Origin of the sequence: Acinetobacter sp. Leaf130 (assembly GCF_001423205.1) — a bacterium.
In the GTDB taxonomy this organism is placed as follows: Bacteria; Pseudomonadota; Gammaproteobacteria; order Pseudomonadales; family Moraxellaceae; genus Acinetobacter; species Acinetobacter calcoaceticus.
The window spans coordinates 55,062-76,330 of sequence record NZ_LMOE01000010.1 but is presented as its reverse complement, the minus strand read 5'-3'; the positions used below and the strand labels follow the sequence as shown (position 1 = coordinate 76,330).

Sequence of the window (21,269 nt, the reverse complement as noted above, 5' to 3'; positions counted from 1 at the left end):
CGAATCCTTATAATGCCTGAATGTGATGAATCATCCCCGAAGGCGATAAATTTTCAAGTTGAATAATGTGAAAATGAGCCTGTTGCTGATCGCGATATTCTTTAACAATTTGAAAAAGACGTGGCCCTAAAACCAAATATACACAATCAGGTTGTACATTATTTTTTGAACAAAGCTCTAACCAATACTTCCAGCTCGCCTCACTGGTAATTAAGACCAGCCATTTGTTTAAATTATAATTTGAATTCTGTGTCAGATGTTTGAATGTGGAATATGAGGTTTCTGGACACTGCCGATGATATAAAACAAAATTTAAAATCTGAATTCCTTGCTGTTGCAAGGTCTCCATCATAAATTGACGCCCACCTTCTCCTCGCCAAAAAGCGACGCTACCAGCTTGCTTCATATTATGGAGAATAGGTAGATTTAACATCCCCTCAGAGGTTTCAACATCTGGAATATGTGCTTCTATTCCATATTCATTTAGACAATTGGCCGTTGACTGCCCAACGGCAATCCACTGAATATGTTTTAAATCACTAAGCTTTAAACCGCTTTGCAGTAAATACTTCATCCCCACATCAACGGCTGTTGGGCTCACTACAACTATAGCTTGTGCTTTAACTAATTTTTGATAAAGCTGAAGTAAATGTTCGGAAAAGGGTATAGCAACGAGTTCTAAAAGAGGTAAAGACTCAACCTGATAACCTTCATTTTGCAAAACTTCTGTTAATTCTGCAGCCCGAGAATCAGGTCGAGTATTAATAAACAACATAGCTTAGTAGAGAGCCTTTAATAGCTCACCAGCACCTTGATCAAGTAAGTTTCGAGCAAGGTTTTCACCCAATTGCTGAGCATTGCTGGCTTCATCTGTCAGTTCAGCACGTAATAATGTTTGACCATCAGCACTTCCGACACGACCTTCAATATGGATTTGTCCATTTTGTAGTGTGGCATAACCTGCAATTGGGACCTGACAACCGCCTTCAAGATAAGCATTAAAGGCACGCTCAGCACGCACACAAACATCTGTTTCTTGGTGTAATAACGGTTGAATTAAAGCTAATACTTCGCTGTCAGCTGCACGGCATTCTAAACCCAATGCACCTTGACCCACAGCAGGCAAACTAATGTCTGGGGCTAAACAATGACGAATACGTTCTGACAGCCCTAAACGCTTCAAACCAGCACTGGCCAAAATAATCGCGTCATATTGACCATCATCTAGCTTCCCTAAACGTGTTCCAACATTTCCACGCAAATCAATAATTTGCAAATCAGGGCGTTGTTTTAAAATCTGAGATTTACGACGTAAACTTGATGTACCAACTTTTGCACCTTGAGGTAGGTCAGCAAATTTTTCAAATTGATTTGAAACGAAAGCATCTAATGGATCTTCACGTTCACAAATTACCGCCAAGGTTAAACCTTCTGGCAAAGCCATCGGGACATCTTTCATTGAATGTACGGCTAAATCTGCACGCCCATCTAAAAGTGCTGCTTCTAACTCTTTAACAAACAGCCCTTTCCCACCAATTTTTGCTAAAGGCGTATCTAAGATTTTATCGCCCTGCGTGACAAACTTAACCAACTCCACCGTTAAATCCGGGTGAAGCTCCTGTAATCGGGCACGAATATATTCTGCCTGCCAAAGAGCAAGTGGGCTTTGTCGTGTAGCAATTTTCAAGGTTTTCATAAATTCAAGCATGGGCTGGTCAAACAATACACCCTAAACTTAACTTGATCCCTTAAAATTGCAAGTAAAATCTCGCACGTCCAAGATAACTCTTTTTAAGTTTAAAGCTGATGAATTCGGTCTCTAAGCATAGATAAATGTCGACGGCTCACCGAAAGTCGTTCATCTAAACCACGTAATCGAACCTGATATTGTCCCGAACTGACCAACTCCAATCCATCTAAATAGGCAACTGCAACCAACGCATTGCGATGAATGCGAATGAATTGATCTGCAAATTCGGTTTCAAGTTCTTTTAATGTTTCATCAATTAATACACTGCCATTTTGATGACGCACCGTGACATATTTCTGATCTGCTAAAAAATAATAAATATTCTCAACAGGAATCAGCTCAACCCCACGATAGGTTTTGGCAGCAATTTGATGTCGCTGTGTTTTTAGATCATGTAAAAAATCATGTTGCGGCAAAGCATTGAGCTGTGCTCGAGTAAGCTGCGTCAGTTGACTAAAAACTTGTTCAAGTTCTTGAGGGTCGATCGGTTTAAGAAGATAAGCTTGAGCCTGAGATTTAAATGCTTCCAACGCATGTTGATCATAGGCCGTACAGAATACAATCGCAGGTCTAGGGTTCAGCTGACTTAACTGTTCTGCACAGACAAGACCATTCATACCTGGCATTTGAATATCAAGTAAAATTACATCCGGTTGATGAAGCCGCGCCTGTTCCAAGGCTTCCTGTCCATGATGAGCCGTTGATACAACTTCATGTCCCATCTTTGAAACTAAACGTGATAATCGCTCCACTGCAAGTGGTTCGTCATCACAAATCAGCACCTTCATTCATCCTCCTTGTCACCGTTAACTTGATCCATTTTTTTATGGTTAACTCTGACTAACTTATTATTTTGTTTGATATTGATAGCTCATAATGGTGGTATATAAGGTTTCACCTTTATAAACCTGAAATCTAACGGAGTTCCCATAATATGCTTTCAGGCGTTGTTTTACATTTTCAAGCGCGATTCCATGCCCTTTCCGTGAATTTATTGTATCGTCTGTATATGGGTTGGTAATGACTATACTGACCTGATTTTGCAATATTTCAACCAATACCCCTATGGTTGCCTTACCTATCATTGGTTCTACCCCATGAAAAATACTATTCTCTAACAAAGGTTGTAATGTCAATAAAGGAATGGTGATCTGTTTCAGTTGCACAGGTGAAAGCTCAATTTTCCAATCTACTTTTAAACGCTCTCCCAAACGTACCTGCTCAATCATTAAATATTGTTTACTCAGCTCGATTTCTTCATACAGACTCACCAATTTCAATTCTTGGAAGCTTGCGCGAAATAAACGTGACAGGCTAATCAACATACCTTCTGCTTTATCTGGGTCTATCGCAATTAAGCTCACCACATTATTTAAACTATTAAATAAAAAATGGGGATGAATCCGCGCTTGCATAGCCTGAATACGGGCATTTAACTCTGCATATTGTTGATGTAGCCATTGCTCTCTCACATAGAGATAGCGCAAGCAGAAAGCCCCCAGTAATATCCCGTAGCTTAGATATAAAGGCACATTGGTAAAATAAATGTGCCAGTCCTGTGTTAAAGAAGCATGTTTATTTAAAAGACCAAACTGAAAAAAATTACTTATTAAAGTCGTCAAAACAACGATAGCTTGCAGCATGACAAAACCGATAGCCAAGGCAAATTCTTGACGTAAGCTGCTAAAAAAACCTTGAAAGCGTTCAACCAAGGCAAAAAACGACAATATTACCCAGTTAATAAAAACGATGTATTGTAAAAGGCGTCCACTGCTTAATGCTTGCCATGACTGAGCTTCAGCCAGTGCCAAAACCAGTGCCAAAATGTTACTTGCGATAATTAATTCGAATAAGTGTTGCCAACGACCGTTTTTCGTAAAAAAATAGGAGGAATTTTGATTTCGGTATGCTGTAGGAAACAACTTTGTTTGTTGAGCTTCGGCAAGTGATATACTCTTTTTTATTTTACTGAGCCACCATGACCACATCTTCAAATCCCCCTAATTCAGTAACCCCAGACCAAACCTCAGGTATGTGGGGTGGTCGTTTTTCTGAAGCGACGGATGCTTTTGTAGCCGAATTTACCGCCTCTGTTCAGTTTGACCAGCGTTTTTATAAACAAGACATCGCCGGTTCGATTGCGCATGCTACCATGCTTGCGAAAGTTGGCGTACTCACAGAAGCAGAACGCGATGATATTATTGAAGGTTTAAGCACCATTCGCTCAGAAATTGAGGCTGGAACCTTTGAATGGCGCATCGATCTTGAAGATGTTCACATGAACATTGAATCACGTTTGACTCAACGTATTGGTATTACAGGTAAAAAATTACACACTGGTCGTAGCCGTAACGATCAGGTTGCAACCGATATTCGTCTTTACCTACGTGACGAAATTGATGATATTTTAAAATTATTAGAGCGCTTACAAAAAGGCTTGTTAGGCTTAGCTGCCAAAAATATAAATACGATTATGCCTGGCTTCACCCACCTGCAAACTGCACAGCCAGTGACTTTTGGTCATCACCTGTTAGCATGGTTTGAAATGTTAGTGCGTGACTCTGAGCGTCTTCAAGATTGCCGTAAGCGTGTCAACCGTCTGCCACTTGGTTCTGCCGCTCTTGCTGGCACGACATATCCAATTGACCGCGCTTACACAGCAGAATTATTAGGTTTTGAAGCTGTGTGTGAAAACTCTCTTGATGCTGTATCTGACCGTGACTTTGCCATTGAGTTTAATGCAGCTGCGTCTTTAATTATGATGCACTTATCACGTATGTCAGAGGAACTGATTCTTTGGACTTCTGCACAGTTCAAATTTGTGAATATTCCTGATCGTTTCTGTACTGGTTCTTCAATCATGCCACAGAAGAAAAACCCGGATGTTCCTGAACTGATCCGTGGTAAATCAGGTCGTGTATTTGGTGACTTAATTAGCTTACTTACGCTCATGAAAGGTCAACCATTGGCGTACAACAAAGACAACCAAGAAGATAAAGAACCTTTATTTGATGCAATCGATACGGTTCGTGGTTCACTCATGGCTTTCGCAGACATGATTCCTGCATTGGTTCCAAATATTGAAATTATGCGTGAAGCTGCACTTCGTGGATTCTCGACCGCAACTGATCTTGCTGACTATTTAGTGAAAAAAGGCGTTGCTTTCCGTGATGCGCATGAAATTGTAGGTAAAGCAGTTGCATTAGGCGTAGCTGAAGAAAAAGATTTATCTGAATTAACACTTGAGCAATTACAACAATTCTCTGACTTAATCACAGCAGATGTGTTTGATAAAGCTCTAACACTAGAAGCTTCAGTAAATGCACGTGATCATATTGGTGGAACTTCACCAAAACAAGTAGAAGCCGCAATTGCTCGTGCCCACAAACGTTTAGAACAGTTATACGCTTAAGGATAAAACATGAGTCGACAAGTATTTTGCCGCAAATATCAAAAGGAAATGGAAGGTCTAGACTTCGCTCCTTTCCCTGGTGCTAAAGGCCAAGATTTTTTTGAAAATGTTTCTAAGCAAGCATGGCAAGAATGGTTACAACACCAAACAACGCTGATTAATGAAAAGCGCTTAAATGTGTTTGAACCAGAAGCGAAGAAGTTTCTTGAAGAACAACGTGAGAAGTTTTTCAATAATGATGAAAGCGTAGAAAAAGCTGAAGGCTGGAAACCAGAATAATCGGTTTGTTTCAGCTTACTCATCATTAAAAAGGCGGGTCTATATACATAGACCCGCCTTTTTTTACGTGAAACTTACACAAGCATAAAAAGCCTTACATAGAGCGAACAGGACTCTACATGACATAAAAAAGCGAAGAACTTAATATCAATTCATAGCAAGAAGAACACGATCCCTGTCGTGTTTATGCACTTGATTTTCTGTCCTGAACTCCCCCCCAAAGTTCGGGACATTTTTTTATATATTATTTCAAAAAATAAAAAAGCCTTGTTTCAAACAAGGCTTTTAAATATTTCAGCTTAAGATTACTTTTCGTGGACTTTAGCTTCAATTTCTTCAATTTTGGTATGGCGGGCATCAAAGCCTTTTGCCATGTAAATCACTTGCTCAGCAATGTTACGGGCATGATCACCAATACGCTCTAAAGAACGTAACACCCACATCACATTAATTACACGAGCAATATGACGTGGATCTTCAATCATATAAGTCATTAAAGTACGTGTTGCTGACTGGTATTCACGGTCAATATCTGCATCGGCTAAAAGCACACGCAAAGCTTGATCTGCATCTAAACGCGCAAAAGCATCAAGAGCATCATGAATCATGACACGAACTTGGTTACCAATATGACGAGTTTCCATATAGCCACGCGGAGAACCACCTTCTTCACAGAGGTTTTGCGCAATACGGGCAATTTTTGCAGCTTCATCACCAATACGCTCAAGGTCAGTATTGGCTTTGCTCATTGCAATAACCATACGCAAGTCGATCGCTGCTGGATGACGACGTGCCAAAATTAGCGTAAGACCTTCATCAATATCACGTTCATATTGATTCACGGCGTTATCTTTAAATTGAACATCAATCGCTAAATTTGCATCTGTATCAAGCAAGGCATGAATTGCGTTCGCAACCTGTTGTTCGACCAAGCCACCCATGGTCATGAACTTTGTGTTTACATCTTGCAAATCTTCATTAAATTGAGAAGAAATATGATGGCTTAACACCGGATTACTTGGACTCAAGGGAAGCCTCCAACATGATGGCGCAGGAATAAAATGATTGAGCATTAGAACACAGCAATCATTAAGTTTTTATGACAAAATTAAAATTCAGATAAAAGCTTTTTTTTGCTCACTGATAGGTTAGCCAGCTGTTTAATTCGACCAGATCTTTTTCGCCTAACTGGCCTACCGCAGCTTTTAACCGAAGTACATTCAATAAGTAGTCATACTGACTATTAAGATAATCCTGTTTTGCCGAAAAAGCATTACGCTGCGCTAATAAAACATCAACCATACTTTTTAAGCCTTCGTTATAACTCGCTTTTGAAGCTTGAGAAACAAGCGAAGACGAATCCATTGCAGCTTTTCGTGCTTCGAGTTTTGCTTGATCTGTATCTACCTGCATATATGCACTTTTCACATCAACATTGGCACGGCGAATAGCTGCATCAAGTTGTGCCTGAGCTTTACTGGCTTCTACAGTCGCTTTTTTAATGGATGTTCGTGTACGCCCACCATTAAATAAATTCCAGTTCATTTCCACGCCGACCTGATCAAATTTTCCATCAGTCGAGATGAGTGTCTCTGGTGTCTGCTTTGTATATCCATAACTTGCAACAGCATCAATTTGAGGATAAAGCGCGGCTTTTTCCACACGGCGCTGATCCTCACTATATCGTTGCTGTAAACGTGCTTGTTGAATCTTTAGATTTTTTTGCTGCGCCAACGAAAGCCAATCATTAAGCTGGGCTGGATACGGCTTTTGAAAATTAAAATCACCACGCAATACTGCAAGCTTATCTTGATAAGCACCAATATATTCGGAAAGTTGTTCTTGCGCTAAAAGTAATTGAACATTGGTGGCAATACGATTGGCTCTGGCATTTTGATATTGAGCATTTGCCTCACTCACATCACTACGCGCCACCAAACCCTCTTTGAGCTTGGCATTCATCATATTGAGTTGCTCAAGCAAAGCTTTTTCTTCTTGTAAGTATGCAACGCTTAATGCCTGCTGACGCAGCACATTAAAATAGGCCTCTGCTACATTTAAAACATGGTCTTGTTTTTGCAATCTTAAAGTTATTTCACTTAAGGCAACCGAGGTTTTAACTTGCTTATAACCTTCCCAAGCATCCATTCGAAAAAGTGGCTGACGTGCAGTTAAAGTCGCTTGACGAGTAGTAGACGTATTACTCACCAAGGCATCTGAAAGCCCTTCCTGATCAACTCCAGGAAAATTAGAACGCTTCACCGTTTGCCGATTACGAGTAATATTTCCTGACAATGTGACCGTTGGTAATAAGGCACCAGTTGCCAAGCCTAAATTAAGTTGATCTGCTTCAAATTGTTGTTGATTGGCTTGCCATGTTGGGTCATTTTGTTTTGCGCGCTCATATGCTTCAACTAAATCTAGAGCAAAACTGGAAGATGCAAAACTCCAAAGGCCAACAGCGACCATTAATTTTACTTTCATTGTTCAAATCAACGATAAAACTTGCCTTTAAGACTAAGAAAAATTCCAAGCAAACTCAAGCCATTAAAAGTTTTAGTTTTTTAAGCGTTCTCATTTTTTGACAATATTAAAATACAAATGAAAATCAAAAACATGCCTATCCAACCCAACCATGAAATATGCTCACCAACCAACACGATGGCAAAAAGTGCGGCAACTAAAGGTTCAAATAAAGTTAAGGTCGTCGCTTTACTGGCATTTACTGTTTTTAGACCAAAGCCGAAAAGTAAATAACCCAAAAACATAGGAATCAACATCATATAACCAGCAACAAGTAAATTGGTTGAACTTTGCAACAATCCTCCACCCGTAACCAGTAAAGTAGGAAGCAAAATAACGGCCCCACCACCCATAATCATGCCCATTGCAGCTTTAGCAGCCACACCCCGATCTATTAATCTTTTAGCAGCCCATGAATAAAGTGAATAAGTTGTAGCCGCGACAAGCCCAAGAAAAATACCGAAGATTTTATTCCATTCATTTGTACCCTCTTGGAGCGCATGGTTTTCACCCATGGATAACAAACTTACGCCAATAACACCAAAAATAAAACTTAAGAACCAGATCGCTGACAAAGACTTCCGATCAAAGAATCGTTCTAAAATTGCTGCGATCAGTGGCGCTGCACCAATAGAAACCACGGTGCCAATCGTAATTCCTGCATAATGCATTGAGGAATAAAAGGCCAAAGGATAAATACCAACTGCCGCAACCCCTAAAAGCAGTATTAGAAGGTTTTGCTTTATAAATTGACGGTTTTCTCGAATAGCCCGCGATGCAACCAAAGCTTGCAAAAGACCTCCGCCCCCCATAGCCACAGCACCAATAGCGAGTGGTCCAAGTGTTGGTGCAAATGCGGCTGCAGTACCTGTTGTTCCCCATAAAACAGAGGCAACTAAAATTGCAATTGTGCCGCCATAACTACTATTTTTAATGAGGCTAATCATGTTGGCCTTCTCTCTTTAGAAGATCTTCTGCCATTTGTTTTGCTAAGAGGAGTTGACGACTACTTCCTTCCAACCCTGCTCTTGCCATAGAACCTTCTAAAAGAAAGGAAAGCTGTGTAGCCACGTAGCTAACGCGCTGCGAGTCTGGTATTAATTTTTTTAAATGTTCAGCAACAATAGCCTCAACTTCTTCTTTATGCTGTCTTACCGCACTTCGTCCTGCGCTATTCGCTGGAAACTCAGCCGCAGCATTCAATAACCCACATCCTCGAAAGCCTTTTTCATAGGCAAATTCTGCATGGTCTTGATAGGCATCAAACACTGCCAAAATAGCTTCTGTAGCTGATTTCGTTTGTTCTAAACGTTTTTGATAAAGATTAAGCCACTCCTGATGCCGCGCAGCAATGTAGGCATCAACAAGCTCACCTTTTGAAGAAAAGTTATTGTAAAGCGACATCTTAGCAACATCTGCTTTTGCCGTAACCGAGTTAATTCCAGTTGCAGTAATGCCATCGTTATAAAACAAAGTTGCTGCTGCATCGAGAATTTTCTGTCTCGCTGTTTTATCATTCATAGTTTTGTTTTTAAGTAGACCGATCTACCTAATAATAAAGATTTCTAACAATGATGCAATCTTTTTCCGAGTTATAATTTGAGCAATGTTCACTTCGATAAAAATACAATGATGAAAAAATTTCTAATGATGAGTGTGTGCAGCGCCCTACTTTTATCTGGATGTAATAAAACATCGCAGCAAGATCAAGCTGTTTCTAAAGAGCAAAAATCAACTGAACAAAAGCCTGTAAGCAAACCAGATAACGGCTGCATACAGATCAATGCCGCAATACAGAAGATTAATCAGAACAGTAAAATAGAAGACTTAAATCAAATTAATGAGAAGCTAAAAGCATGTGTGCCATCTTTAAAAAATGATGAACAGCTTAAGCTTATTAACGCATCAACTACCATGTATCAACGTTTTCTAAAGCAAGACTACACTGACAAAACAGCCAGAGCTTTTGAAGCTTTTGGCTATGCTGTTTTAGAACAAAAACAACGAGACCCTAAGAAAGTCATCCAAAGCCAGAAAAAATTATTCGACCAACTTAGTCCACGCGACCAATACCTACTTCAACATAATGGTGAAGCCTATATTGACCTCCTTTATCAAGGCGAAGGCATGTTTACCTATCGACGTCAGCCAAACTATCTAGTCGATGTTTTTTCTAAAGCCTTAACCGCGGACCAAAAAGAGTTCTTAACTCATATGGCCAAAGACAATCAGGATATTTTCTATAACGATGGTGCTTTGGCTGTTTCATGGAAAGAACTTACTGAACGAGCGCTGTTTTGGGAAAAATTTATTCAAAAATATCCAAAGAGCCACTTTATTGGTGATGCAAAACTACTCTTTAACGAATATCGCTATTTTATTTTCTTTGGTCTAGATAACACCCCTGTGTCAGATGAATATGCTCCGAACACATGGTTTGATAAAGATGCACTTCAACAAATCCGTTTTCTATCTACACAGAGCCAGTCGAGTTTAGCGAAACCTGCCCAGCAATTTCTTAAATTTATTGCCACGCCTGTAGAAGAGCGCAATAAGCAATTTAAAATAGATTTAACTGAGAAAAATGGCGATAAAAAATCAAATTATCAGATTACTCATGAACAACTTGAGCAGCTATTAAAATTTGATTCGCCATGGAACACTGAAGTCTATCGTGACTGCCATATAGATGCCGTTTGTATAGATACAAATTGACAATGCCAGCCAACCTAAATCATGTTAGTCTGTAATTCGCTTGACGGAGCGCGAGTAATAGCTCGCTGAGATTGTGTAAATTTCGTGTTATCGCAACACAAGTTTGATCACAAGTACCGTTGAACCTGATCAGGTTAAGACCTGCGTAGGAATCAAGCCATCTAAAAACTAAAGCCTCAAATTTATCTAGTAAAGATAAATCCGCCATCGTTTTTGGTCGTGCTTGATTCGTTGATGTTATTCATAAGGATCATGTAATGAACCAGTTAACGAATCTATCTTCTGTTGAAATTTCAGCGCAACATGAACAAGATGCAAAAGATTTAACTCGCATCTTACCCGCTTCAAAAAAAGTTTATATTGAAGGCTCTCGCCCTGACATTCAGGTTCCAATGCGGGAAATTTCTCTCACCGATACCCCTACTGGTCTTGGTGGCGAACATAATCCCCCTGTAATGGTCTATGACACTTCAGGTGTTTATACCGACCCAAATGTTCAAATTGATTTAGACAAAGGTTTACCTTCAGTTCGCCAAAACTGGATTGAAGAACGTAACGATACTGACGTACTTTCTGGCTTAACTTCAACGTTTGGTCAAGAACGTTTAAAAGATATCCGTACCGCAGATATTCGCTTTGCCCACATTCAAAATCCACGCCGTGCCAAAGCTGGCAAAAATGTCTCTCAAATGCACTATGCCAAACAAGGTATTATCACACCTGAAATGGAATATATTGCAATTCGTGAAAATCAGCGCCAGCGTGAAGGTGTTGATACACGCCAGCATCCGGGACAAAATTTTGGTGCAAAAAATTTAAAAGAAATTACACCTGAATTTGTTCGCCAAGAAGTTGCTGAAGGTCGTGCGATCATTCCTGCAAACATTAACCATCCAGAACTTGAGCCAATGATTATTGGTCGTAACTTCTTGGTTAAAATTAATGCCAACATTGGTAACTCAGCGCTTGGTTCTTCAATTGACGAAGAAGTTGCGAAAATGACTTGGGCAACCCGTTGGGGTGCCGACACCATTATGGATTTGTCGACAGGTAAGAATATTCATGAAACACGTGAATGGATTATTCGTAACTCACCTGTTCCAATCGGTACCGTACCTATTTATCAAGCGCTTGAAAAAGTGGATGGTGTTGCAGAGGACCTGACTTGGGAAATCTTTAAAGACACGCTCATCGAACAAGCTGAACAAGGCGTTGACTACTTCACGATTCACGCAGGCGTATTACTTCGCTACGTACCACTCACTGCAAACCGTTTGACCGGTATTGTGTCTCGTGGTGGTTCAATCATGGCACAGTGGTGTCTAGCGCATCATGAAGAAAACTTCTTATACACACATTTCGATGAAATCTGTGAAATCATGAAAGCCTACGATGTTTCGTTCAGTTTAGGCGATGGCCTACGTCCGGGCTGTATCCAAGACGCAAATGACGAAGCACAGTTCAGCGAACTTAAAACACTCGGTGAACTCACTCATCGTGCATGGGAACATGATGTTCAAGTCATGATTGAAGGCCCTGGTCACGTACCAATGCACATGATTAAAGAAAACATGGACTTGCAGCTAGAAGTTTGTAAAGAAGCACCATTCTATACGCTTGGGCCTTTAACGACTGATATCGCTCCTGGTTACGACCATATTACTTCCGCAATTGGTGCAGCCATGATTGGTTGGTACGGCACAGCTATGCTTTGCTATGTCACACCAAAAGAGCATTTGGGTCTACCAAATAAGAAAGATGTTAAAGACGGGATTATTACCTACAAGCTTGCGGCTCACGCGGCTGATCTTGCTAAAGGACATCCGGGTGCACAGGTTCGCGATAATGCCTTATCAAAAGCGCGTTTTGAATTCCGTTGGGATGATCAGTTCAACTTAAGTCTGGACCCTGACACAGCTCGTAGTATGCATGATGAAACCTTACCGAAAGAGGCTCACAAATCTGCACACTTTTGCTCAATGTGTGGACCAAAGTTCTGCTCGATGAAAATCACCCAGAATGTTCGCGACTATGCCAACAACCTCACCAATATCAATACAGAGGTTGAAGAAGGCCTCAAAACCATGAAAGAGGTTTATCAAGAGCAAGGACAAAAACTGTATCACAAAGTGTAAATATTCAAAAAAAACACTTGCCTAGCCATGATTCTCAGTTAGGATGAAATAAATAGATTTTATCCTGACTGGCTCATGAGCATTGTTGAACATCCAAGCTATATATCTGAAGATGTCGAAATAACATCCCGTGAATATGTATTCCGCGGTTTTATTCAGGTTGAAAAAGTCAGCCTTCGACATCGTCTATTTAACCAGTCTGAATATACCCCTGTAATACAGCGCGAGCTTATTCATCGCCCTGAGGCTGCAGGCGTTTTACTCTACAACGATCAAAAACAACAGTTCGCATTGATTGAACAGTTTCGTGTTGGTGCTTTAGATGACCCTCACTCTCCATGGCAACTGGAAATAATCGCAGGCGTGTTAGACGGTGATGAAACACCCGAGAGTTGTATTCGTCGAGAGAGCCTCGAAGAGTCAGGGTGTGCAGTTCAGGATTTACAACATCTATTTAGCTTTTATCCGTCAGCTGGTGCGTGCTCGGAGTTATTTCATCTCTATGTTAGCGAAACCGATTTACCTGCTGAAGGCGGCGTTTTTGGGGTAGATAATGAGGGTGAAAATATTCAACTGCACTTATTTAATTATAGTGAAATCCAGATGTTACTCGACAGCGGACGTTTAAAAAATGCTCCTGTCATTATGGCATTACAATGGCTGTCTCAACACATCACAACGATAATAAAATCCGACGAGGTAGGACGGTGACTTTTCAAGTCTCAACACTTTCACAAAAAGACCATGTCATTATACAAATTACCGATACTCACTTATTGGAGTATCCGCACTTAGAATTTGTGGGGATGAATCCTGAAGAAAGTTTTCATGCAATTATTCAACAGATCCTGAAAAAACATCCTGAAACTGATGCCATTATCCATACCGGAGATCTGGCTCAAGCACCAACGCCTATTACGTACAAACGTTATATTCAATATATGCAAACGTTAGGTCTGCCATTTTTTCAAACACTGGGTAATCATGATAACGTTGACCATTTTCCATTGCATAAAGAAAACCATCAGGAACCTGTGGTGATTGGCTTAGGAAACTGGCGTGTTATTTTATTAAATAGTGCGGTACAAGGTCAGATTGATGGACACCTGTCACCAGAACAACTACAAAATTTAGCGACATTACTCGAAGAATTTTCAGATAACCCTGTTTTATTGGCTTGTCATCATCATCCTTTTGCAATGAAATCCAAATGGATTGATCATCACAAGTTACAAAATTCTAATGCGTTGCTTACAACATTAGCTCCATTTAAAAATGTAAAAGCTTTAGTCTGCGGGCATGTTCACCAAGACTCACTCAACACTTGGCAAGGGGTCGAATTTTTCTCGACCCCATCGACCAGTGTTCAGTTTAAACCGTTTAGTAATGACTTTGCCCTAGACCAAAATGCTCCCGGCTACCGTTACATTCGTCTAAAAAACGATGGTAGTTTTGAAACCGAAGTCTTCCGTCTTGAAAATTTTCAGGGCCTTATAAATATTGATATTTCAGGCTATTAGCTCTATTTTTTATATGCTTATATGCAATTATGACTAGGGTAAACACGTTTTGAAAATATTTACGGGTCGGAATGACTATCATCTTGCAGGAAAAATCTATATGATGACGACCCGATGGTAAAATCCATCGATGGTTTTCTATAAAAACACTTGCATATCACCATATTTTTTGCGTATAGATAATACGTGTATGATGAGGAATGCCCTATTATGGCGAATGACAACCACAACCAAGTTTTGGATGAACATACAGAAGTTGTAGTGGAAGGTGAAAAAGCTTCTGCAAAACGTGCACGTAAAGTGAAACCTAAAACTTCTGATATAGGCACAACTGCAAGTTTATTTGGTATTGCACCTTATCAACCTAAGAAAAATGAAGAGTACATGTCTGAAGGACAGCTCGAGCATTTCCGACAAATTCTGCAAGCATGGAAAGCTGAATTGATGTCTGAAGTTGATCGTACGTTGAATACGATGCAAGACGAATCAACTGCATTGCCAGATGTAAATGACCGTGCTACCCAAGAAGAAGAGTTTGCAATTGAATTGCGTACACGTGACCGTGAACGTAAGTTAATTCGTAAAATCGAACAATCTATGGAAGCCATTAAAAATGAAGACTATGGTTTCTGTGAAACGTGTGGTATCGAAATCGGCTTACGTCGTTTAGAAGCACGTCCAACGGCAACTTTATGTATTGATTGCAAAACTTTGGCAGAAATCAAAGAGAAGCAAAATAACGGTTAATATGACCGAGGTAACTCCTAAAGAGAAACCTAGCTTTGCATATTCAGGCCGGTTTGCGCCATCGCCAACTGGCCCTTTGCATTTTGGATCACTCATTACTGCCGTTGCCAGTTATTGTGATGCAAAGGCCCATCATGGCACATGGCTCGTTCGTGTCGAAGACACAGATATCCCTCGTATTTATCCCGGCAGTGAAGATCATATTCTCACGTCACTGGAAGCCTTCCAGTTCGAACCCGATGCAGAAATCATCTTTCAAAAAAATCGTTTAGACATTTATGAAAGCGTATTAGACCAACTTAAAAAAGAGGGTCTTGTCTATGCTTGTCAATGTACACGCAAAATGTTGGGTTCAAATGCAATCTACGCTGGAACTTGCCGCAATCTAGGGCTTGATTTTCAAGGCCAAGCGATTCGGGTAAAAGTTCAAGATCAACAGATCTGTTTTGATGACCGACTACAAGGAACTCATTGTTCTAATCTGCAACACGACCTTGGAGACTTTGTTCTTAAACGTCGTGACGGCATTATTAACTATCAACTTGCCGTAGTCGTTGATGATTATCTGCAAGGCATCACCCATGTTGTTCGAGGCGCAGACCTATTAGATAATACTGAACGGCAGATCTGGCTGGGTGAGCTCTTAGGTTACCCTAAACTGAGCTATATGCACCTTCCCCTCGCCATGAATGATCAAGGGCAAAAGCTTTCTAAGCAAAACCTTGCTCAAGCACTCGATTTGTCAAAAGCTCCTCAATTACTGCAACAAGCAATACAAGCATTAGGACAACCTAACGTTGATTTAGACCAGCCTAAAGTTATGCTTAAACAAGCAGTAGCGCAGTGGAATGTAGATTTAATTCCACATGTAGAGCAGCTACGCGGAACCTACCTATAAATAAAAAAAACCCGATATCAAATCGGGTTTTCTAATACCTAAATACTCAACTAGAAGTTTGATTCTTCCCTTTCTGGGTTAACTTCTTGGGTTGAAGCATCAATCTTTAAGATCAAGCTAATCATCGCAGCACACATCATTAAAGATGTACCGCCATAACTAATAAATGGCAGAGTCAAACCTTTAGTTGGCATCAACCCCATATTCATGCCCGCATTTACCAAAATCTGGAGCAAGAAAATAATACTAATGCCGTACGCCAAATAACCTGCGCGAAGGTAATGATGTTTCAATGCACGATGACCAATTTTGATACAGCATGCCAACATCAAGAAAGACAGACCAATGACAATCGAAATACCAAAGAAACCGAACTCTTCGCCTAACACTGCCAACATAAAGTCAGTATGTGCTTCTGGCAAATAAGACAGCTTTTGTACACTGTGCCCTAAGCCTGTACCAAACCATTCACCACGGCCAAAGGCCATTAACGCATTTGATAACTGGTAACCAACCCCTAATGGGTCTGCCCAAGGGTCAGTAAATGAAATCAAACGCTGGAAACGGTAAGGCTCAAACAAAATTAAAAAGACAATACCGGTTACAATCGCACCAAGCATAATTAAGAACTGTGTTGGCGGCGCACCAGCTAAAAAGAACACACCAACCATCATCAATACAATTACGATCGTAGCACCCAAGTCAGGCTCAGCAATAATCAAACCGACCGTGATTGCCATAACCCCACTTAAACGCAATAAGCCTTTCCAATGAGTACGAACCTCTTTGGCACGGCGCACAACGTAGTCTGCGGTAAAGATTGCCATCATGACTTTGGCAACCTCGGTTGGCTGCAAAGTAAAGCCACCGATCTTAATCCAACGCGTAGAACCGTTGACTTCTGAACCCACTACTAAAGCAGCAAGCAAAAGAACCATGGTCAACAACCACAATGGGAAAGTATTTTTAAACCACGTATTAAGTGATATCCGATAGGTCAAATAAGCCACCACAGCCGCAGCGACAATCGAAATACCATGACGAATCACATAGTGAAACGGGTTTTCATGCATATATTCAGCATAGGGCATCGAAGCAGATGCGACCATCACTGAACCGATACACAATAATGCAACGACACAGAAAATCAGGACATTACGTGGCGTCACTTCCGCTGGCCATTTAGGCAATATCCGTTCATACCAATGATTGATTTTCTGGATTGTGGTCTGAGCTAAGCCTGCCATACAACATTCCTAATCATGTTTTCTTTAAACCAACGAATTGACGCAGGCAACAAACTGCTGACCACGGTCATTATAACTTTTAAACATATCAAAACTTGCACAGGCTGGTGATAACAGCACAACATCTTCAGCTTGTGTTTCACGTTGACACAGCTCTACAGCCTCTTTGAGCGTTGCGGCATGCAAAATTTTGGTTGCACCCTGAATTGCTTGTTCAATAACTGAAGCATCCTCACCAATCAATACCACAACTTTGGCATATTTTTCGATAGAAGAACGTAATGGAGCAAAATCTTGACCTTTGCCCTGCCCACCCAAAATCAAGGCAACCTTACCCTTTTTAACCTCAATTGCAGCGCCTAAACCATCAATTGCTGCAAGTGTAGCACCAACGTTAGTTCCTTTAGAGTCATTGTAATAACGTACATCATGTACAGTTCTCACATACTCACAACGGTGCTCTAATCCTTTAAACTGTTTTAACGTCTCAAGCATAGATTCCATAGGCAAACCAATTGCTTCACCTAATGCTAAACAAGCTAAAGCATTGGCTACGTTGTGCATGCCTTGAATATATAAATCTGAGCTTTTAATTAAACGCTGCAAACCACGTGCAAGCCAAAGCGTGCCATCGCCATCTCTTAAAACACCATATTGATTTAAGTCTGGAGCATTTAGACCAAAGCTTTGCATTGGTGTTGTATCTGGAACAAGAGGACGACTTAAAGCATCATCACGGTTAAATATGACTTTTTTAACACCTTGGAAAATACGGTGTTTTGCTTGGTGGTAACCCCACATATCGCCATGACGATCTAGATGATCTTCACTCATGTTAAGAACCACAGCAACCTCAGCATTCAAATGAGATGTGGTTTCTAACTGAAAACTTGATAGCTCAAGTACAAGCAACTCTGGTTGATCTTTTAGTAAGTCTAGAGCTGGACGTCCAAGGTTTCCACCCACAGCAACTTTCTTACCAGCATCTTTAGCCATTAAGCCAATTAAAGTCGTGACTGTACTTTTGGCATTAGAACCCGTAATAGCCACGATAGGCACTTCGGTCGCACGGCGTAATAATTGAATGTCGCCTACCACTGAAATCCCTTGAGCAATAGCTGCCTGAATTTCTGGTAATTGCGGTGCAAGGCCTGGGCTTAAAATAATTTCTTCTGCTTGTAATAATAATTCTTGGTCAAGTTGACCGAAACTGGTTTTAACGCCAGCTGGAATCTGGTCATAGCCTGGGGGTGTGGGACGAGAATCCGTTACTGCAACTTGGTAGCCTTGTTCATGCAGGAAATTAACAGCAGAAACGCCTGATATTCCCAAGCCTGCGACAACTTTTAATCCACCACGTTGTATTAACATTTTTGCCCCACAATTTATCAATCGACAGAATGGCAAAAATGTTAGCACTTTGCTGTTTTGAATGCTTTTTCAGTTTGAACTTTATTCATCTTTTTTTGTGTCAGTGCGTAAAAAAGCCATCAATATGATGGCTTTTTAGACGAAACAAGAAATACTAAATTTATTGCCATTTAATCGGCTTAATTTCTTGAACTGTATTCGTAGGTTTATCTTCACTTGAGCAACCACAGCCGCCAGCACAGCCAAAGGTCATTTTTGGCTTAAGCCATTTTGCCAAGGTTGTCCAACCCTGCTTTTCACAAAATGAAGAGAGTGTAGAAAAGACTGAATTTGCTGTTTTTGGAAATACTTTCTTAAAAACAACAACAGCACTCCAACTCACTAAAACCGCAATAATCAGATATTGAATCATGTACAACCTCCTTTCTTGCCTTAACCCCAATAGTGGGAAGCAATTTGATAGGTAACAAACGATGCCAAATAAGCCAAGCCGAACAGATATGCAGTCATGACAGCAACATGTTTCCATGAACCTGTTTCACGTCGTACCGTTGCCAATGTGGCCAAACAATGTGGAGCATAAATAAACCACACCAAAAGCGATAATCCTGTTGCCAAAGACCAACCCGAGCCATCTGCACTAATCAGATGTGACAAACCTTGAGCTACAGCATCGTCACTCGTTGCAGACAAGGCATAAACTGTACCTAATGCTGCCACTACAACTTCACGAGCTGCCATTGCTGGAATTAAAGCAATACAGATTTGCCAGTTAAAACCAATTGGAGCAAATACAGGTTGAATAAGATGTCCGAGCATACCGGCAAAACTATAATCTATCGCAGGTAATGTCGCCCCTTCTGGTGGCTGTGGGAAAGTACACAAAAACCAGAGCAAAATAGAAAGCGCAAAAATGATTCCACCAACACGTTTCAAGAAGATCTTCGCGCGATCCAACAAACCAATTCCCACACTTTTTAAATCGGGGAAACGATAACTCGGTAGCTCTAGCAGTAAAGCATGCTGTGACTTATCTTTTTGCAAAAATTTCATTAAAAATGAAACGCAAAGAGCACTCACAATACCAGCCATGTACAGACCGAATAGCACCAGACCTTGTAAGTTGAAAATACCCCAGATCATTTTTTCTGGAATAAAGGCCGCAATCAGCAAAGCATATACGGGCAAACGTGCCGAACAGGTCATTAATGGTGCAACCATAATGGTCGTAAAGCGATCACGAGGGTCACTAATACTACGCGTTGCCATAATTCCCGGTACTGCACAAGCAAAGCTTGAAAGTAAAGGAATGAAAGCACGTCCGCTTAGACCCGCTTGAAACATTAATTTATCAAGTAAGAATGCTGCACGTGGTAAATAACCCGATTCTTCTAATACTAAAATGAAGAAGAACAAGATTAAAATTTGTGGCAAGAACACAACTACGCCACCTGCACCCGCAATAATTCCGTCAACAACCAAACTATGCAGTAGTGGCTGTGTAATCACAGTTCCCACCACTTCACCTAACCAACCGAAGAAGCCTTCAATGCTATCCATGAACGGAGCTGCCCAAGCAAAAACTGCCTGAAACACAATAAACATCATGAGGGCAAGGCTAAATAGGCCTAAAACTGGGTGTAAGAAAATTCGATCTAGAAAATCAGTACGCTTATCTCCCTGATCGACATATTGAACAACATCTTTAAAAATCATATCGATTTTTTGATGATGCGTCCCAGTTAAACCACTCAGTTCTGTTTGTGGCACACTGTATTTTTCTTGATCAAGGGCATGTAATAAATTTTCAATACCCGCATTGCGAACAGCAACTGTTTCAACGACTGCTACGCCCAAACGTTGAGACAACTTTTGAGTATTAATTTGGATACCACGACGACGCGCTTCATCCATCATATTCAGTACGAGTAAAATCGGACGGCCAAGCTCGATCATTTCGAGCACTAGCCCTAAATGCAATTTTAAGTTAGTCGCATCGACTACACATAAAAAAGCATCTTGCTGACCTTCTTCGGCAATCTTACCCAAGCAAACATCACGGGTAATAACTTCATCAGGACTGGTTGCATTTAGACTATATGTACCCGGTAAATCGAGTACACGCACTGAACGCCCTGAAGGTAACTGAAAATGACCTACTTTACGCTCGACCGTTACGCCCGCATAGTTTGCAACTTTTTGTCGAGTTCCAGTTAAATGGTTAAAAAGAGAGGTTTTACCACAGTTTGGATTTCCCACAAGGGCAATACGTAACGCATCACTCATGCGGGTACTCCTTCTTCTACTTGAATTTCGATTTTGTCCGCTTCTGCTTTACGCAAAGCGAAACGAGTAAAGCCAATTTGGATCAAGATCGGATCACCACCAAAAATACCCTTGGTAATCACTTCCACTCGTGTGCCTGGCACAAAGCCCAAACTTTCCAAACGAATTGCGACCAAATCTTGCTGCTCGGACTCTACTGATATCCGATTCACTTTGCTGATGGTCGCCGCTTGCTTCACTTTTAAAGCTGATAAACGCACCGCATCCGATCCTAAACCTTTTTTTCTAGTATACATATAAATGAGAATAATTACCAAATAAGGTTAAATTTCACTTCCTATTTAGTTTAATCGACAAACCTTAAAGTTTCTTTTACAGTACAGAGG

Annotated in this window: 21 protein-coding genes and 1 riboswitch; of the genes, 8 read left to right on the top strand and 13 right to left on the bottom strand. The window is 40.7% G+C overall.

The genetic code is table 11. The features are described from left to right. Positions 1 to 7 precede the first annotated feature (7 nt). The 4 genes from ASF86_RS18235 to ASF86_RS18220 all read right to left on the bottom strand — a co-directional run bounded on the left by ASF86_RS18235 (position 8) and on the right by ASF86_RS18220 (position 3,738). A complete protein-coding gene (locus tag ASF86_RS18235) occupies positions 8 to 775 on the bottom strand; it encodes a uroporphyrinogen-III synthase (protein WP_056484313.1) in 768 nt (255 codons plus the stop codon). A 3-nt stretch (positions 776 to 778) separates the two neighbouring features. Next, positions 779 to 1,696, bottom strand: coding sequence for a hydroxymethylbilane synthase (gene hemC / locus ASF86_RS18230; protein WP_056484334.1), 918 nt, complete (start codon positions 1,694 to 1,696; stop codon positions 779 to 781). A 101-nt stretch (positions 1,697 to 1,797) separates the two neighbouring features. Continuing rightward, the gene (locus ASF86_RS18225) at positions 1,798 to 2,538 is read right to left on the bottom strand and encodes a LytR/AlgR family response regulator transcription factor (protein WP_003654476.1); all 741 of its coding nucleotides are present in this window, start codon (positions 2,536 to 2,538) and stop codon (positions 1,798 to 1,800) included. A 60-nt stretch (positions 2,539 to 2,598) separates the two neighbouring features. Further along, a complete protein-coding gene (locus ASF86_RS18220) occupies positions 2,599 to 3,738 on the bottom strand; it encodes a sensor histidine kinase (RefSeq protein ID WP_056484310.1) in 1,140 nt (379 codons plus the stop codon). Here ASF86_RS18220 and argH point away from each other — a divergent pair. Continuing rightward, on the top strand, positions 3,729 to 5,162 hold the full coding sequence (gene argH / locus ASF86_RS18215) for an argininosuccinate lyase (RefSeq protein ID WP_056484307.1): 1,434 nt from the start codon (positions 3,729 to 3,731) through the stop codon (positions 5,160 to 5,162). The two genes, ASF86_RS18220 and argH, sit on opposite strands and share 10 nt — an antisense overlap. Positions 5,163 to 5,171: 9 nt before the next feature. Then, positions 5,172 to 5,441 (top strand): oxidative damage protection protein, encoded by a 270-nt coding sequence (locus tag ASF86_RS18210; protein WP_000089995.1) that lies wholly within the window; start codon positions 5,172 to 5,174, stop codon positions 5,439 to 5,441. A 305-nt stretch (positions 5,442 to 5,746) separates the two neighbouring features. On the opposite strand, the gene phoU is transcribed toward ASF86_RS18210, so the two are convergent. The 4 genes from phoU to ASF86_RS18190 all read right to left on the bottom strand — a co-directional run bounded on the left by phoU (position 5,747) and on the right by ASF86_RS18190 (position 9,485). Continuing rightward, on the bottom strand, positions 5,747 to 6,469 hold the full coding sequence (gene phoU / locus ASF86_RS18205; RefSeq protein WP_003654470.1) for a phosphate signaling complex protein PhoU: 723 nt from the start codon (positions 6,467 to 6,469) through the stop codon (positions 5,747 to 5,749). A gap of 109 nt (positions 6,470 to 6,578) precedes the next feature. Next, the gene (locus tag ASF86_RS18200) at positions 6,579 to 7,910 is read right to left on the bottom strand and encodes a TolC family outer membrane protein (RefSeq protein ID WP_081407775.1); all 1,332 of its coding nucleotides are present in this window, start codon (positions 7,908 to 7,910) and stop codon (positions 6,579 to 6,581) included. A gap of 95 nt (positions 7,911 to 8,005) precedes the next feature. Beyond that, positions 8,006 to 8,911, bottom strand: coding sequence for a DMT family transporter (locus ASF86_RS18195; protein WP_056484300.1), 906 nt, complete (start codon positions 8,909 to 8,911; stop codon positions 8,006 to 8,008). Beyond that, positions 8,904 to 9,485: a TetR/AcrR family transcriptional regulator gene (locus tag ASF86_RS18190; RefSeq protein WP_005045209.1), complete on the bottom strand. Its 582-nt coding sequence runs from the start codon at positions 9,483 to 9,485 to the stop codon at positions 8,904 to 8,906. Before ASF86_RS18190 ends, ASF86_RS18195 begins: the two co-directional genes overlap by 8 nt. Before the next feature lie 108 nt (positions 9,486 to 9,593). Here ASF86_RS18190 and ASF86_RS18185 point away from each other — a divergent pair, with 108 nt between their 5' ends. The 6 genes from ASF86_RS18185 (at position 9,594) to gluQRS (ending at position 15,979) form a co-directional block, all read left to right on the top strand. After that, positions 9,594 to 10,679: a hypothetical protein gene (locus ASF86_RS18185; protein ID WP_155860180.1), complete on the top strand. Its 1,086-nt coding sequence runs from the start codon at positions 9,594 to 9,596 to the stop codon at positions 10,677 to 10,679. A 34-nt stretch (positions 10,680 to 10,713) separates the two neighbouring features. After that, a riboswitch (TPP riboswitch) is annotated at positions 10,714 to 10,848 on the top strand. Between the two features lie 88 nt (positions 10,849 to 10,936). Continuing rightward, positions 10,937 to 12,814, top strand: a complete 1,878-nt coding sequence (gene thiC / locus ASF86_RS18180) for a phosphomethylpyrimidine synthase ThiC (RefSeq protein WP_003654459.1) — start codon at positions 10,937 to 10,939, stop codon at positions 12,812 to 12,814. 75 nt (positions 12,815 to 12,889) lie between these two features. Next, the gene (locus ASF86_RS18175; RefSeq protein ID WP_056484295.1) at positions 12,890 to 13,525 is read left to right on the top strand and encodes an NUDIX domain-containing protein; all 636 of its coding nucleotides are present in this window, start codon (positions 12,890 to 12,892) and stop codon (positions 13,523 to 13,525) included. Next, the gene (gene cpdA, locus ASF86_RS18170) at positions 13,522 to 14,334 is read left to right on the top strand and encodes a 3',5'-cyclic-AMP phosphodiesterase (RefSeq protein WP_056484293.1); all 813 of its coding nucleotides are present in this window, start codon (positions 13,522 to 13,524) and stop codon (positions 14,332 to 14,334) included. Before ASF86_RS18175 ends, cpdA begins: the two co-directional genes overlap by 4 nt. 210 nt (positions 14,335 to 14,544) lie before the next feature. Continuing rightward, positions 14,545 to 15,081: an RNA polymerase-binding protein DksA gene (dksA, locus tag ASF86_RS18165; RefSeq protein ID WP_004640678.1), complete on the top strand. Its 537-nt coding sequence runs from the start codon at positions 14,545 to 14,547 to the stop codon at positions 15,079 to 15,081. 1 nt (position 15,082) lies between these two features. After that, entirely contained in the window at positions 15,083 to 15,979 is an 897-nt protein-coding gene (gluQRS, locus tag ASF86_RS18160) for a tRNA glutamyl-Q(34) synthetase GluQRS (protein WP_056484290.1), read from the top strand. Between the two features lie 50 nt (positions 15,980 to 16,029). On the opposite strand, the gene ftsW is transcribed toward gluQRS, so the two are convergent. The 5 genes from ftsW to ASF86_RS18135 all read right to left on the bottom strand — a co-directional run bounded on the left by ftsW (position 16,030) and on the right by ASF86_RS18135 (position 21,143). Then, positions 16,030 to 17,226, bottom strand: a complete 1,197-nt coding sequence (ftsW, locus tag ASF86_RS18155; RefSeq protein WP_004795141.1) for a putative lipid II flippase FtsW — start codon at positions 17,224 to 17,226, stop codon at positions 16,030 to 16,032. A 24-nt stretch (positions 17,227 to 17,250) separates the two neighbouring features. Continuing rightward, a complete protein-coding gene (murD, locus tag ASF86_RS18150; RefSeq protein WP_056484287.1) occupies positions 17,251 to 18,597 on the bottom strand; it encodes a UDP-N-acetylmuramoyl-L-alanine--D-glutamate ligase in 1,347 nt (448 codons plus the stop codon). 160 nt (positions 18,598 to 18,757) lie between these two features. Beyond that, the gene (locus ASF86_RS18145; protein WP_003654445.1) at positions 18,758 to 19,009 is read right to left on the bottom strand and encodes a DUF6587 family protein; all 252 of its coding nucleotides are present in this window, start codon (positions 19,007 to 19,009) and stop codon (positions 18,758 to 18,760) included. 20 nt (positions 19,010 to 19,029) lie between these two features. Beyond that, positions 19,030 to 20,883, bottom strand: coding sequence for a ferrous iron transporter B (gene feoB / locus ASF86_RS18140; RefSeq protein WP_056484284.1), 1,854 nt, complete (start codon positions 20,881 to 20,883; stop codon positions 19,030 to 19,032). Further along, positions 20,880 to 21,143, bottom strand: coding sequence for a FeoA family protein (locus ASF86_RS18135; protein ID WP_016801736.1), 264 nt, complete (start codon positions 21,141 to 21,143; stop codon positions 20,880 to 20,882). Before ASF86_RS18135 ends, feoB begins: the two co-directional genes overlap by 4 nt. Between the last annotated feature and the right edge of the window lie 126 nt (positions 21,144 to 21,269).